Source organism: Ureibacillus sp. FSL K6-0786 (assembly GCF_037965165.1).
Taxonomy (GTDB): Bacteria; Bacillota; Bacilli; order Bacillales_A; family Planococcaceae; genus Ureibacillus; species Ureibacillus thermosphaericus.
The window spans coordinates 1125476-1139869 of record NZ_CP150191.1 but is presented as its reverse complement, the minus strand read 5'-3'; the positions used below and the strand labels follow the sequence as shown (position 1 = coordinate 1139869).

The window sequence follows — 14394 nt, the reverse complement described above, 5'->3', positions numbered from 1 at the left end:
ACATGATATTGTGAAATTTGAAAGCATTGATGTTCTCGAAAAAACAACGCCGATTCCAGATTGGGTGTTTAATGCACCTGCAGCGAAAAGCTTTGGGGTAGTCAGAAGAATGCCCATTATGGACGATATGGTTCCCATCGGTTTACGCGGCAATACAAGAGAACAACGCTTCGGAACGTTTATTCATAAAAGCCGTATTGTAGAAGTGATGACACCTATTGAATTAGTGGATCGAATTGAAGGATATACCAATGAAATACATCTTCCCACTTTGAAAAAAATAAAACAGGCTTTTGAACAATTCAACTTACGATGGGGGCCGACTGGAAGCGTCGGATTTGAGCTCGCAACGGGTATTTCGGTGACGACAGAAAGAAGCGATATTGACGTATGCATTTATATGGATGTAATAGATAGGGAATTGCTAGTAGAAGTAGGGAAGTTTTTAAAAACGTTGGAGCGAAGAGTCGACGTACAGGTTGAACTGGCTTCTGTCGGTGCGTTTTTATTACATGACTTTTTAAAACACGAAAAATTAGGGTTTGTGATAAGAACGCCATTTGGTCCTCAATTATGCACGACAGTAGAAAACCAAATTCGATTACTTGTAAATCAATAAAAGAGATGCGAAAGCGTCTCTTTTTTATTGCAACTCAATCACTTCACAAAACGGGATAATAGGGTCACAATAAGAGAAAAGGCATGTTGGTATAAGCGTAAATGCAAGAAAAAAATAGGAATGGAAATAATCAAACAGGAGACATGTGATGGAATACTATAAATTTTTAAGACAGTATGTTGGGACAAAACCGTTAATTTTACCGGGATCGGTAGTGATCATCTGCAACGAAAAAGGAGAAGTGCTGTTGCAAAAACGGCCAGAAGGTAGATGGGGGCTTCCAGGAGGATTAATGGAGCTGGGGGAAAGCTTTGAAGAAGTGGCGGAGCGGGAAGTGCGAGAAGAAATCGGTTTGGAAATCCGAAACTTAAAACTCCTTCACGTTTTCTCGGGGAAGGAATTTTACACCAAAACCCCAAACGGTGATGAGTTTTATAGCGTCACAGCGGTATTTTATACGAACGAATTCGAAGGAACCCTGCAATGCCAACCCTCCGAAACCCTCGAAGTCCGTTTCTTCCACCCAAACAACCTCCCCGACAACATGGTAGGGAGTCATAGGGTATTTGTTAAAGAATTACTAAATTAATCACATTTGATTTAATTAAAGTAATAATGTTCCAAATATAATTTATCCATTAAAATAACAATATTCTGACAAAATGATAGGATCCGAATCTCTAGAAATAGTGAATATTTTCTTTCTGATCATTTGAATTATCTAGTAGAAATATGTAAAAAAACTCTAATTACTAGTTATAATAAAGATAAATTGGAATTTTTATCTAACATTATCAAGACATATCAATTTAAGTAATTTTAGTTTTTTGAAAAAAGGTGTTTCAAATGAAAACAAAAAGTATATGGGTAAATGAAATTATTGAATCATTGAAAGTATTGGGGGGGAAGGGTACATTAAATGAAATTTATGATCAAATAATTAAACGTAGAAAAATAAATTTAGAAAAATATATTGATTGGAAAGCTCAAGTGAGAAGAAATATTTATGAACATTCAAGTGATGCTAAAGATGGAGTATTTAAAGGAAAACCCGGAGATAGTAACGACCTATTCTATACCGTAGAAGGTAAAGGGAGTGGGATATGGGGGTTAAGAAATTATATGGTAGAAAAAGAATTACCTCTAAGAGATGATATTATCAAAATAATGGATGATTATTTAATAGAAAGAACAAAACCGTTTAAAGCAAATCCTTTGGTTAATTTTATAAAGCACAAAATTACTAATGAATATAAAAAACTTTCATTTATAAATAAAAAGTATAAAGTAATAGGTTCGGCAGGAGTCGGGAATTGGGCTGCTGTACCATGGATAGCAATTATGAATACAGAAATTACAACTTCTACCCAAAGAGGATTTTATCTTGTTTATCTTTTTAGCGAAGATATGAAAAAGGTATATTTGACTTTGGCTCAAGGAGTAACAGAGACTTCTAAATCTGAAATGGAAGAAATAAATAATGAGATTAGAAGTATATTGCCTCTTAATACTCGTTTTAAATATGAACCTAAAATTAAGCTTGGTAAAGGTAATTTAGCAAAACAATATGAAGATTCGGTGGCTGTTTATATCGAATATTCAAAAGATAATATTCCATCTAATGAGGTACTTATTAAGGATCTATATGAAATGCTGGACCTATACGAAAAATACATTGCTTATAGAAAAGACAAAGGCCCAGTTATTAATGAGGATACAAATCAAGTTACAACTAATATTGTAGAGAATATATCTAAAAAGGAAGTCATAGAGCATATATATAATTTTATTAAAAATCGAGGATTCTATTATAGTTCTGCAAATATTGTTAACCTGTTTTTATCATTAAAAACTAAACCTTTCGTTATAATCTCAGGAATATCGGGTACAGGTAAAACAAAAATTGTCCAGCTTTTTGCTGAATCAATTGGTGCAACAGAGGAAAATGGTCAATTCAAATTAATTCCCGTTCGGCCAGACTGGAGTGATAGTTCGGATTTATTGGGCTACAAAGATATAAAAGGCGATTTTATTAAGGGGCCATTTACCAAGATGGTGGAAAATGCTCTTCAAAATCCTGATTTGCCGCATTTTGTTCTTCTAGATGAAATGAACTTAGCTCGGGTCGAGTATTACTTTAGTGATGTGTTGAGTGTGATGGAGAGCCGGAAAATGGATGAGGATGGGAACTATACTTCAACTCCTTTAATTACTTATGAAGATGAAAATGGACTAGAAAAAACGTTGACATTGCCAGGAAACCTTTATGTGATAGGAACTGTGAATATGGATGAAACGACTCATACATTCAGTAAAAAAGTGTTGGACCGAGCAAATACCATTGAATTTAATGAAATCGATATAATGAATTTTAATACTTTTGAAAATATCGAACAAGAAGTGGAACTGATTCGGGTTTCTAATGAGGTGCTTCAATCACGTTATATTTTCTTAAAAGATGTTTTTAAAGACCATGAGTCACTTATAAAAGAAGTTTCAAGCAAAATTAATAAAATTAATGAATACTTAGAGCCCATTTATGCTCAAGTAGGTTACCGAGTACGTGATGAAATTTGCTTCTATATGATACATAATGCAGAAGCAGGAATGTTATTGACGGAAAACGAAGCGATGGATTTTTGTATTATGCAAAAAATTCTTCCCCGAATTAGTGGGACAGAAAATGTGATTCGACCTGTTCTTGTAAATCTAGAAGAAGAGCTAGAACAATTTCCTAAATGTAAAGCAAAAATTGTGGAAATGAAAAAGAGGTTAGATAACAATGGTTTCACTTCCTTCTGGATTGCTTAAAAATGAACCTCTAATAAAAATAAAGACAGAAGATTTATATTTAGTTATATCAGGAGATGTTGATTTAAATAGATATGAACAAGAGAACTATAAATCTTTTATTGAAGAAAATGAATCCATGTTTTTTAGTACATCTAGAGATGCCTATGTAGAGATATTTGATGTAACTCAAAGGAAATTAGTTGAAAATTATAAACAACCCTTCCTACCTGTATTTTTTGAAAATGGAAGATACGAGATTCAAGTAAAACCATTAAAAAAAGATTTGAAAATTCAGTTCTATCATGAATATGAAAGTTTTAGAAAAGCGATTCGCCCAATTCTAAATACAAATATACTCAGTGGTACTCTTCATTTTCTAAATGAAGTGGGTTTTAGTAATTTTGAAATTCATGATAATCAAGGAAACTCACTTTTATCGGTTGTTATTGAGGTATATCCAGCAAAGTTAGATTATAAAAAAGATTATCGTGCATTACTAGATGAAGTAAGTGAAGAAGTATATAACCTTGCTTATGACTTTTTAAAAAGAACCTTCTTAACTGGTGCTACAAAGCAAGTAAATACTGAGCCAACCGGTGCAGAATTTTATCGATTGATTAGGAAGCATTTTGAATCCTACATTAAAGCTGTGGACTTTGTTGAACAAAAACCACATATGCAGTTAAATACTGTCTATGAAATCGCACGTGGAGATCGTTTACGTAAACAAGATGCTACTGGGAGAACGTATTTAAGAAAACATGCAGATCTTTTTATTGAGGTTGGGAAAGGAATTGCTTTGAATGGTAAGCAAATGATGCCGCAAAAAGGATTACTTATTAAAAAAAATCACACATTTGATACACATGAAAATCGATACGTTAAATGGACATTAGAACGACTATATCAAAGAATTGATCAACTGCATATAACAATCCAAAAAGCAAAAGAAAAATATCATTTAGAACCAGATCAAGAAGTATTAAATATATTAAATTCATTGAGAAAAAAACTCTCTAACAAATTAAAAAAGCCATTTTGGAGAAGGATCGGGCAATTAGACCGTTCTGTTATGAGTGTTGTATTGCAGATGGCAACTGGATATAGAGAAATCTATCAAATCTATTCAACCCTATCGAAAGGTATAGTTTTGAGCGGTGAAATATATAAGATGTCAGTAAAAGATATTGCAATACTTTATGAATATTGGACATTCTTAAGACTAGGTAAAATTTTGCGTGAGAAATGCGAAGTAGTTTCTCATGATATTATTAAAGTTACTAATAATGGATTAGTAGTAAATTTAGAAAAAGGAAGCAAAGCAAAGTGGGTATTTAAAAATAAAAAGACTGGGGAATTTATTAAATTACAATATCAGTATTCAACTGGAAAAAACGCAACTGTTACTCAAATTCCAGACACAATGCTTATCATTGAAAAACTCGGTAGGGACTATGACTATCTATATATTTTTGATGCGAAATATCGAATCAATTTTGGAAGTGAAGAAGGGATAAATGGACCAGGGCCAATGGAAGATGATATAAACACCATGCATAGATATCGAGATGCGATAGTAGCTGAAAGTGAAGGTCGCTATGAACGAGAAGCGTTTGGAGCTTATGTATTATTTCCATGGAATGACCAAGTTCGTTACAAAGAACACCATCTTTATAAAAGTATTGAAAAAGTTAATATCGGAGGACTTCCTTTTTTACCAAAAGCTACGGACTTAGTTGAAACAATTATCGATAATTTATTGAACAAGACAGCAGAGGAATTACAAGCAGAAGGCATTTTACCTATCGGAACTAAAGAGTTTTTATATAGGAATGATTCGGATTATGTATTAATTGTTCCCGCATTAAATTCTAACGATTTAATGGTTCGAATAAGAGAAAATGAATTGCCAAAACATTGGCACAAAGCCAAGAAAATTGCTTTAAGTACTTCAAAGGGTATTCATCATGAAAGTTTTATTAAGAACATTACCCGCGAAGGTAAGTATATCGTTTTTCAAGTTGAGGGTTGGCCATCACCATTGAATGATATTCAATCGGGGGGATATTCATTAATAGAGCCTCTATTAGTTGAAGAACATCTTTATAATGGAGCTTACTTATTACCAGAACTGCTAATGGAAAATAATGTTCAACGACAGTTTTTGAAAATGTTAAAAGAAATAGTAGGCCATGTAGAAATTGAATTGGGAACAAAAGTGATAACGCAAAATACAAAAATTTCGTCATTTAGATCAGGTGAACACATTTTCCATTGGAAAAGCAATTCCTTGTTTCATGAGCGAGATGGAGAAATAATAAGAGAGATACCAAAGAAGGACTTGGAAGACAATCTTTTTGAAATATTTAAAGAGCTAGTAGCTGAGATTTAGCTACTTAGTACTTAGATAAAAGGCTGCGAAAAGTATTTGGAATAAAGGAACATGTGACAGTTTCATCTAAGTAATTATAAAAGAGGTATTCAAAAGCTCTACTTTTGAGTACCTCTTTTTGATTAATTAGTTAATTGTGCTAAAGGTTGGTTATCTATATGTTATGTCTAAATAGAAACCCCTCTTTCCATACTAAAGTTTAGATTGAAATCCTCGATTTTTATCGAAAAATTATTGATTTTCGAGTATTATCAAACCATAGCAGTATTTTGTACGTGGTAGAAGTGCTGTTATATCAAAGCATGGGAAATGCGTACACTGAGTAGTGTTTGCTGCTTTAGGGGAGGGAAAGAAATGTCTAGTAAACTAGAAATCCAAAAACTATATGAACAATGGATTGAAGCATGGAATCGACGGGACGCAGAAGGCATGGCTGCTTTGTTTGGAGAAGAAGGGGTGCAGATTGGATTTGATGGAAGTATGGCGATTGGACAGGAAGAAATCCTCTCGCATTTAGCGCCTATTTTTGAAAGTCATCCAACGGCTCCTTATGTAACGAAGGTGAAGGATATTCGTTTTTTAGGAAGCGATATTGCCTTCTTACGTGCGATTGCTGGGATGGTCCCGCCTGGAGAATCGGATATTGAAACTTCCGTCAATGCTCATCATACAGTTGTAGCGGTGAGAAAAGACGATCACTGGTTTATTGAATTGTTTCAAAATACACCTGCTCAGTTCCATGGAAGACCTGAACTTGTCGAAGCCATGACAATAGAGTTGCGGGAACTACTTTCGTAATTTGTTCGCTATGGGTATTTAGGCAACCAACGTTTTGTTGATTGCCTTATTTTTATTTACTTTTGAAACAATGTTCCGTACATATCCTGTAATTCTTTTGCGCTATTTTGCCATTGAACAGGTTCGCCATTCCCCATTTGGACTAGTATATTTAACATCGATAGCTGTTTATGGGTAATGTCATGATGCCTCCTTGTTCCACATCATCTAATGAATTAAATCCACTATTTCACGTGAAGAAAATTGTTTTGGCAATTCTAACGTTAGCGATATAGGTCGTTCTTTCCCATCATCAAAGTGTATCATCCCACCAACTTTACATTCCATTTCTCCTGTTGCAAAAAGAGTGTAGCACTCAAGGGCGATTAAAAGATCAAATCATTTCTTTTTGGAAAAAGCGTTATACCGACCGTTTACTTCATCCGTATTCAATTATCTTCTCAATACTCCACACAGCTTCTAGAAGATACGCACGAAAAAATTACGAATGATTGGAATTTCTGTAAACAGAGTTCTATTTCCTGTGGAAAATAATACATTGGGGGTAAGAGGGGAGGGATTGTTTTGTCAACGCATCAAAAAGAAGAACTCATCTTATTATTAAAAGCATTTAGTGCTGCATTTGTTGCGACATTTGTGCACATGTTTACGGTCAATGTGCTGAATGTTCATCCGTGGGTTTTATTATTGTGTATTGGTGCAGTGCTGTTTGTGGTGTTTGTAAAGTTTGTCCCGAAACTAACTCCCTTTGCGATTACCTACTTTATAACATCCGTCGTCTGGACGGTCGTGTATTTCTAAAGTGTTAGTAGTGGGGGAAATGGAACGTTGAAAATTGTTGTCTGCTTAGTGATTACAAACGTTGCCATTTTCCTCACAATTTCCATGACAAAGTGCCTTTCTCTCCTTTAAACGACTTTTGCATAAGTCCATTCCCATAAATCCTCATTTAACCTCAATTCTTTATTTTGAATGTAACCTTTATTGAAGAAGCCCTCGTATTCATTGTTTGCACAAGTGCCCAATTTAAGTCCCCAAGACTCTTATTAATTAAGGGGATGGATCTTAAACCAATCCTCAACAAACTCTTTCCATCGTCAGTCCCGCGACATTTCTGAAAAAATAATATTTTCCCCATTCGAAAGTTATATTGAGGAAAATATTTAATTATCATGTAATAAAATAAATCAAGAAGGCTGTAGTGGGCCGGACAATCTTTTAGAAAAGGTGACTTATGCATGCTTTCCATTAATCCAAAAGAAATAAGTGAAAGAGAGAATTATACTTTACTTACTGGTATGATTATTCCTCGACCGATTGCCTTTGTTACGACGATGTCCACTGAAGGCGTTGTCAATGGAGCACCTTTTAGCTATTTTAATATCGTTTCAGCCAACCCACCGATGCTTTCGATTTCTGTACAACGAAAAGATGGAAAAATGAAAGACACTGCTCGAAATATTTACAATACGCAGGAATTTGTTGTGCATGTTGCGGATCATGAAAATATAGAAAAATTTAATTTGGCATCGGCAAACTTACCAAGTGATAAAAGTGAACTGGAATATGCAAAATTAACTCCAGTAGAAAGTGAAATGGTAAGTGTTCCGGGAGTAGAAGAAGCGAAAGTGCGATTGGAATGTAAACTGGTAAAAGGGATTCCTTTAGGGGGCATCAATGGTGAAGGGCCGAGCTGCGATTTATTTATAGGTGAAATTGTGCTCGTGCATTTAGATGAAAAAATCTATGACCATTCATATATTAAAACAAGAGAACTCAATCCTATCAGCCGATTAGCAGGTCCGAAATATGCTACGATAGGCAATATATTTTTAATCGAAAGGCCGAAATAATACAATATGAAAATGTATAGTTTCATCTTGGTTTTCTGACAATAACAGAAGTGAGCGTCTCATGTTGAGACCCTTTTTTTATCCTTCAAAGGAGAGAATGGAATGGATTTTAAACAATCTGTAGATCCTGATGTATTGGAACTCGTATGGAATAACTCCAATGATGCCTTATTTACTGTTGATTATGATGGGAAAGTGTTAATGGCAAACCCTGCTTTCGCAAAGATTCTTGGGTGTGCGGAGGAAGATTGGCAAGTTCCTAATCATTTACTTGTTTTTCAGGAGCAAGACCAAGAAGAATTTCAACAACTATTGAATACTTTAAAAAGCGGAAAAAATGTTCCCTATTATATGACGAAAAGAAAACGAAAAGATGGAAAAGTATTAGATATTTTAGCTTCCTATGGTGCAGTAAATGAAGGCAATGTCCTTGCGGTTGGTACGTATAAAGATTTTACAGAGCAAATGGAAATTCGACGGAAACTCGAATCGAATCAAGAAAGTTACCGCAATTTATTGGAGTTTTTTCCATATGCGGTTTTTATGATAAAAGATGATGCTGTCATCTACATCAATCAAACTGGCATGGACCTGATTGGCGCTCGTTCCAAAAAAGACGTATTAGGTATGTCTGTATGGCAATTGATTCATACGGAGCAACAGTTTTCGATTAGAAAGTTATTAATAGAAGGAATTCAAACAACAGTACTCGAGAAAATGAAGCGGGTCGATGGGGAAGTTTTGTGGGCGGAAATTACAATGATGCGTGTGTTTTTTGAAGGGCAATATGTGAATCAGCTTGTAGTGAGAGACGTAACCGAGAAGAAACACTATGAGGAACAGTTAAAATATTTTGCGTACCACGATCCGTTAACAGGACTGACGAACCGGCGTTATTTTACAAAAGAAATGAAAAAAGTCGTAGAAGAAGCAAGAAGAAATAATGGCATGTTCGGTGTTATGTTTATCGATATGGATGATTTCAAAAAGGTGAATGATACTCTCGGCCATGAAGTAGGGGACCAATTATTAATAAAATTTGCCAATCGGTTGAAAAAGAATGTGCGTGAAGGAGATGTCCTTTGCCGCATTGGTGGCGACGAATTTCTGATTTTAATTAAAAATATCCGTGGAAAACAAACCCTTGTTGAAATTGCAACGAGGTTACAAAAAGCCTTTCAAGTTCCTTATCAAATAGAGGATCAATCGATAGTCGTCACTTCGAGCATCGGTATTGCCATCTTCCCTCAAGACGGCATTGATGTAAAGACGCTTATATCCAATTCTGATCAAGCTTTATATGAAGCAAAAAAATATCGAAAAGGATTTGTATTCTATAAAGAGTAGAAGAAATGGTATGAGTATAAGATGATGTGCCCGGTATAAGGTCAAAATAAAAAGGAAGAAGCGTATTTTTTTCTTTTTTTGACCATACTCTTTGTGAGGTGAAAAATATGGAGGATTGGCAATACGCACACTTATCGGAAGAACAGTTGGCAGAAATTAAGGCGCTGGAGCATAAACTTGGTGTCGCATTAATAGCCTACGAAAATGAAAACAAACAGGACCATCAAGAACATTTGGAAAGAGGCTGGGACAAAACTAGCTTCTAGATAGGAAAAAGGAGAATTTGAGCCAACTCAAATTCTCCTTTTTCCATTTATCCCCATTATTTTTGGTTAGTTGATCTTTGTTGGCCGTGTATTTTCGTAAATTCACGGCCATTAAGGCAATGCCTATTTCATTTTCCACTTTCGATTTTCCTCGAACGGAAAATCGAGTGAAACGCAAATTAGCCTTCAAGAATCCAAAAACTGGTTCTACGTCTATTTTACGTTGACGGAAAATAGAACCAGCTTTTTCTTCTGAAAGCTTCGCTCTTACATATTCTTTTTGTTGTTCCCATTTTTCATTCACCATGACCTTTCGGTGATTGCCTTCCTTTGCTTTTGTACATGATGAACGAAATGGACATCCTGAACAGTTTTCACATTCATAGATTTTCAATTCTCGTTTGAAACCGGTCTTATCTGTACGTACAGAACGATAACGGAAGGTTACTCGCTGCTGATTTGGACAAATGTAGGTATCACTTTCTTCGTCGTACATCCAATTGTCTGGATGAAATGGATTTTGTTTATATTTCTTCTTTTGTTCTTTCTCATACATGGTATATGGAATGAGTGCCTCACATTTTCGATTCGAAAGGATGTCTTCATAGTTTTGTTCACTACCATAACCAGCATCTGCGACAATATACTTTGGCAACGGAAAATAATCCTTTTCTATCTTATTCAAGAACGGAATTAATGTACGTGTATCAGTAGGATTTGGAAAGATGCTATAAGCTAGTGCGTATTGACCTTCTGTTGCGATTTGTACATTGTATCCAGCTTTCAATTGACCGTTTTTCATATAGTCGTCTTTCATTCGCATGAACGTTGCATCTTGATCTGTTTTGGAATAACTGTTCCGTTCCCCCAAGATGTCCAAGTCTTTTTGGTATTTTTGTTTTCGTAGAATGAAGTCTATTAATTGTTTGTACGCTTGTTTTGGATATTTTCGTTCGCTTCTTAATGCTTTTCGTTCTGTGGCATCGGGCGATGTTTCTATCTTTTGGTCATATTCCTTAATGACTTCATCGACTTGTTGCACCATTTGAGCGAGTTCTTCAACGGACAGTTCTCCCTCATTTTCCCGCTCCATTTCAGGGATGATTTCTTTTTCTAATAGTTCGTTGTATAACTGATTGGACTTTTCAATTAAGTTTTGGTTGTATTTTTCAATGGATTTCTTCCATACGAAAGTAAATTTATTGGCATTCGCTTCAATCTTCGTACCATCGATAAAAATGGCTTCTTGATCGATTAACTTTTCTTCCACCAGTTGGCAACGGAATTGGACAAAACATTGACGAATTAATTCTTTTACTTCCGGATGCACACGAAAACGATTGATCGTCCGATAACTTGGTTCATATCCTTGTGCCAACCACATCATTCGTATACTGTCCTTTAATAGCGCTTCAATTTTTCGACCTGAAAAGACAGACTGCGAATAGGCACACAAAATAATTTTTAGCATCATGCGTGGATGATAAGCAGGACAACCTGTATTTCGAAGAAACGGCTGGAAGGCTTCATCTGGAATACTTTCAACTAAATGGTGAATGTGGAAGGCAATATCATTTTCTTGTAATTTTATTTCTAAATCTAGAGGCAAAACTAATTGATTCATGTTATAATATTTGAACATAAGGTCCCTTCTTTCTGTTAGGTTTTGTGTGCTAACTTAATTTTAACAGAAGAGGTCCTTATTTTTTATTGAAAAAATGAAAAACAGCCCATGAAATTTCATTCCAAAATTTCATGGGCTGTTTCCATTTTAGAGGGGGTTTTGTCCCAGCCTCTTTTTATTTGGAAAAGAAATCGTTAATAAAAAAGCGACATGATAGGTTTCCCTGAATTCATGAATTTCAATTGCACTTGAATCGAGTAAGTGGAGGGAAGTCGTTTTCGTGCGACTTGCGGTTTATGTGTGATTCTCAATGTAAAGTGCTGTTCCTAAACAAAAGTATTTTCTTCATCTTTTGCATCATATATGATAAAGAAAAAATTTGACCGAAACGGGGGAGGAACATGCACGTAGAAATCCATGAGGGTGTAAAAGACTGGATTCGTTCAAAGGGGAATCAATTAACGGTGCAATTGTTAGAAGTGAAAGGGTGTTGTGCTCCAGATATCCAAGAGCTCGTTGTGTTGCCAAGAAAACCGAAGAATGTGCAAAACTATCGAGAGTTTACCATAGATGACTTGTCTGTTTATGTACAAACTCCTATTGCTATGAAAGAAAAGCTCGTTCTTCAATTAAAGGGATTTGGCATTTTTAAAACGGTTATAGCAAGAGTGCAATAAGTAGTTATCATGGGGCCGTCTGAAAAGTCATATTGAGATGGCCCCTTTGCGACGAGGATTGTGCAAACTTGTTTCGACTACTGTAGGAGAAAGTTTGTTAAAAGCTTAAGAAAGCGAGGGGGGGAAAGTCCCTATTTCTTTTTGAAAATCGTTGTGTTTTCGATTCGTATGGAATCTACTTCTCCACAATGTAAACAAAATGTGTAAATTTTATTTGCACCACTCATCGACATGAGGCTTGGTTTAATTGGCATGTAGTCTGTGCCTTCTGCAAATTCCGTTCCTCCGCATTTAAAACATTTTTTTGTTTCCATATCCATCCTCCCCTTTTTATTCATAATTACGATTCTTTTTCCAATTGGTTTCAAAAGCGTTTGAATTAGGGTTCAATCAGGCAGATTTATGTATATAAAGATTAAAATTGACAAACCTAATAATAAAAAGCAGGGGAGGGTTTTCATGAAAAAAAATTGGACTTTTACATTATTTTTACTATCTTTTTTATTCACTGTTGTAGCATGTGGGGATACATCTGAACAAATAGACAAGAATAAAGTGGAAAATCAACAAACTTCTGAAGAACAAGTAGAAACGAAACAAGCAGATGCCATTGAAGATCGTTCTGGAAAAGTACCGTTAGATTTAAAAGTGGCAGACAATCCAGCCTTTCCAGTTGGCAGTAAAGTAAAAATTTATGCAAACCATATGGATGGCATGGAAGGAGCAGAAGGAGTAGTTGTCGGAGCTTATGATACAACGGCTTACTCTGTATCTTTTAGACCAACAGATGGCGGTGAGGAAGTAAAACATTATAAATGGGTGATTCATGAGGAGTTAGAAGGAGCAAGTGGAGATCCAATGGAACCTGGTAGGGAATTGGTAATTAATACGGAACATATACCAGGCATGAGAGGTGCATCGGCAACGATTGAAACGGCAGAAGAAGGACCTGTCTACATGGTGGACTTTACAACAACAACAGGGGAAGAAGTAAAAAACTACAAATGGCTAGTTGAAGGGGAACTTGTTGCTCCGTAAACGCACACTTTTTGACCGATACTTCCGCTTGACAAGGCGGTACGCTAGATGTGATTACTATAAGGAGAGAAATATTCATCATAAGGAGTCGGGCCTGATCCAAAAGTTTTGGACTTTTAGATCAGGCTTTTTCACGTCTAAGTAAATACAGAAATAAGCAGGCTAGCCGCAAATAACAAATAGCTAACTTGAATTAGGATATACATCGTCCGTTCAAAAGCAGTCAACGCTCGGTGTTTTCGTGCTTTTTCTAATTGGCGTAAATAAACACCAGAAGTAATAATCATGATGATGACATAAATGGAAAATAAAATTTCTGATACAATATTATCCAAATTTTCAACTCCTTTACAGAAGTTATTTATCATCCTCAATTTTAATCTTCATTTTCTTCAATTTTCATTTTCACTAGTAGGACATACTTAGAGTCTTGAATCATTTGTTCGACTTCTTTTTCATCTTGTAAATCGTAAACTGCCATTTCATTTTCTGATGCTCGATATACTCCTAATAGATAGGACTGATTTAATTCTAATGTTTCTTCATTTAAAGCATATTTCCATTCGCTAATGATGTTTTCGGAATTGGGGATATCAATTTTTGTTGGCTTCAATGAGATGTTGTTGGAATAAATAAATAGATATGATCCATCGACGGTTTCAAACATACCGATTCCTAAAGGACCCTGCTCTGTTTTGTTAGGGCTTAATCCATAAGCCAATTGAGCGGCCGATTGTTCTTTTTGTTTTCCATCCTGGTAACTTTCCACCCAAAGCGTTACCCACGTTTGATCCGCATTATTTAATTGGAAATCAAAGTTTAATAGGTTGCCAATTCTGAGTTCTTGAAAGGTTTTACCATATCCGGTGTCAGGGTTGGCTTCTATCGTTGCAGGAACGTCGTCATTGGTGGTAGAACAAGCGGCGAGAAGGATGATTGAAAACAACAATAAGTTACTAAATAACTTGTATTTCAAATGAATCACCT

The 14394-nt window shown here is 35.4% G+C and carries 15 protein-coding genes; 11 read left to right on the top strand and 4 right to left on the bottom strand.

Going from position 1 to position 14394, the window contains the following annotated elements; translation table 11 throughout:
* Positions 1 to 10 precede the first annotated feature (10 nt).
* The 9 genes from NSQ18_RS05555 (at position 11) to NSQ18_RS05515 (ending at position 10068) form a co-directional block, all read left to right on the top strand.
* A complete protein-coding gene (locus tag NSQ18_RS05555) occupies positions 11 to 619 on the top strand; it encodes a malonate decarboxylase holo-ACP synthase (protein ID WP_339289356.1) in 609 nt (202 codons plus the stop codon).
* A gap of 148 nt (positions 620 to 767) precedes the next feature.
* Positions 768 to 1208: an NUDIX hydrolase gene (locus NSQ18_RS05550; protein ID WP_339289354.1), complete on the top strand. Its 441-nt coding sequence runs from the start codon at positions 768 to 770 to the stop codon at positions 1206 to 1208.
* Positions 1209 to 1465: 257 nt separating this feature from the next.
* A complete protein-coding gene (locus NSQ18_RS05545; RefSeq protein ID WP_339289353.1) occupies positions 1466 to 3430 on the top strand; it encodes a DUF3578 domain-containing protein in 1965 nt (654 codons plus the stop codon).
* Entirely contained in the window at positions 3402 to 5804 is a 2403-nt protein-coding gene (locus NSQ18_RS05540) for a restriction endonuclease-like protein (RefSeq protein ID WP_339289352.1), read from the top strand. Before NSQ18_RS05545 ends, NSQ18_RS05540 begins: the two co-directional genes overlap by 29 nt.
* Positions 5805 to 6158: 354 nt before the next feature.
* Positions 6159 to 6602, top strand: coding sequence for an SgcJ/EcaC family oxidoreductase (locus NSQ18_RS05535; protein ID WP_339289350.1), 444 nt, complete (start codon positions 6159 to 6161; stop codon positions 6600 to 6602).
* 564 nt (positions 6603 to 7166) lie between these two features.
* Positions 7167 to 7403, top strand: a complete 237-nt coding sequence (locus NSQ18_RS05530) for a hypothetical protein (protein WP_016837414.1) — start codon at positions 7167 to 7169, stop codon at positions 7401 to 7403.
* Between the two features lie 437 nt (positions 7404 to 7840).
* The gene (locus tag NSQ18_RS05525) at positions 7841 to 8455 is read left to right on the top strand and encodes a flavin reductase family protein (protein WP_016837412.1); all 615 of its coding nucleotides are present in this window, start codon (positions 7841 to 7843) and stop codon (positions 8453 to 8455) included.
* A gap of 102 nt (positions 8456 to 8557) precedes the next feature.
* The gene (locus NSQ18_RS05520) at positions 8558 to 9802 is read left to right on the top strand and encodes a sensor domain-containing diguanylate cyclase (RefSeq protein ID WP_016837411.1); all 1245 of its coding nucleotides are present in this window, start codon (positions 8558 to 8560) and stop codon (positions 9800 to 9802) included.
* Between the two features lie 107 nt (positions 9803 to 9909).
* Positions 9910 to 10068: a hypothetical protein gene (locus NSQ18_RS05515; RefSeq protein WP_339289348.1), complete on the top strand. Its 159-nt coding sequence runs from the start codon at positions 9910 to 9912 to the stop codon at positions 10066 to 10068.
* Here the strand turns inward: NSQ18_RS05515 and NSQ18_RS05510 are convergent.
* Entirely contained in the window at positions 10058 to 11710 is a 1653-nt protein-coding gene (locus tag NSQ18_RS05510) for an IS1182 family transposase (RefSeq protein WP_339287681.1), read from the bottom strand. The two genes, NSQ18_RS05515 and NSQ18_RS05510, sit on opposite strands and share 11 nt — an antisense overlap.
* Positions 11711 to 12093: 383 nt before the next feature.
* Here NSQ18_RS05510 and NSQ18_RS05505 point away from each other — a divergent pair, with 383 nt between their 5' ends.
* Positions 12094 to 12369 carry a CC/Se motif family (seleno)protein gene (locus NSQ18_RS05505; protein WP_016837409.1) on the top strand — a complete coding sequence of 92 codons (276 nt, stop codon included), beginning with the start codon at positions 12094 to 12096 and terminating at the stop codon, positions 12367 to 12369.
* Positions 12370 to 12500: 131 nt separating this feature from the next.
* On the opposite strand, the gene NSQ18_RS05500 is transcribed toward NSQ18_RS05505, so the two are convergent.
* A complete protein-coding gene (locus tag NSQ18_RS05500; protein WP_016837408.1) occupies positions 12501 to 12683 on the bottom strand; it encodes a hypothetical protein in 183 nt (60 codons plus the stop codon).
* Between the two features lie 145 nt (positions 12684 to 12828).
* On the opposite strand from NSQ18_RS05500, the gene NSQ18_RS05495 reads away from it, so the two are divergent.
* Positions 12829 to 13407: a YdhK family protein gene (locus tag NSQ18_RS05495; protein WP_016837407.1), complete on the top strand. Its 579-nt coding sequence runs from the start codon at positions 12829 to 12831 to the stop codon at positions 13405 to 13407.
* Positions 13408 to 13544: 137 nt separating this feature from the next.
* Here NSQ18_RS05495 and NSQ18_RS05490 read toward each other — a convergent pair whose 3' ends face one another.
* Together NSQ18_RS05490 and NSQ18_RS05485 are read right to left on the bottom strand one after the other, a co-directional pair.
* Positions 13545 to 13742 carry a hypothetical protein gene (locus NSQ18_RS05490; protein WP_232019905.1) on the bottom strand — a complete coding sequence of 66 codons (198 nt, stop codon included), beginning with the start codon at positions 13740 to 13742 and terminating at the stop codon, positions 13545 to 13547.
* Positions 13743 to 13783: 41 nt separating this feature from the next.
* Entirely contained in the window at positions 13784 to 14383 is a 600-nt protein-coding gene (locus tag NSQ18_RS05485; protein WP_339289345.1) for a hypothetical protein, read from the bottom strand.
* Positions 14384 to 14394 lie beyond the last annotated feature (11 nt).

What these genes read in the sequence shown, in the direction of transcription:
- NSQ18_RS05495 (WP_016837407.1), top strand. Translation starts at nt 12,829, where the DNA reads ATGAAAAAAAATTGGACTTTTACATTATTTTTACTATCTTTTTTATTC.
- NSQ18_RS05520 (WP_016837411.1), top strand. Translation starts at nt 8,558, where the DNA reads ATGGATTTTAAACAATCTGTAGATCCTGATGTATTGGAACTCGTATGG.
- NSQ18_RS05550 (WP_339289354.1), top strand. Translation starts at nt 768, where the DNA reads ATGGAATACTATAAATTTTTAAGACAGTATGTTGGGACAAAACCGTTA.
- NSQ18_RS05510 (WP_339287681.1), bottom strand. Translation starts at nt 11,710, where the DNA reads ATGTTCAAATATTATAACATGAATCAATTAGTTTTGCCTCTAGATTTA.
- NSQ18_RS05540 (WP_339289352.1), top strand. Translation starts at nt 3,402, where the DNA reads ATGGTTTCACTTCCTTCTGGATTGCTTAAAAATGAACCTCTAATAAAA.
- NSQ18_RS05505 (WP_016837409.1), top strand. Translation starts at nt 12,094, where the DNA reads ATGCACGTAGAAATCCATGAGGGTGTAAAAGACTGGATTCGTTCAAAG.
- NSQ18_RS05525 (WP_016837412.1), top strand. Translation starts at nt 7,841, where the DNA reads ATGCTTTCCATTAATCCAAAAGAAATAAGTGAAAGAGAGAATTATACT.
- NSQ18_RS05500 (WP_016837408.1), bottom strand. Translation starts at nt 12,683, where the DNA reads ATGGAAACAAAAAAATGTTTTAAATGCGGAGGAACGGAATTTGCAGAA.
- NSQ18_RS05535 (WP_339289350.1), top strand. Translation starts at nt 6,159, where the DNA reads ATGTCTAGTAAACTAGAAATCCAAAAACTATATGAACAATGGATTGAA.
- NSQ18_RS05515 (WP_339289348.1), top strand. Translation starts at nt 9,910, where the DNA reads ATGGAGGATTGGCAATACGCACACTTATCGGAAGAACAGTTGGCAGAA.
- NSQ18_RS05545 (WP_339289353.1), top strand. Translation starts at nt 1,466, where the DNA reads ATGAAAACAAAAAGTATATGGGTAAATGAAATTATTGAATCATTGAAA.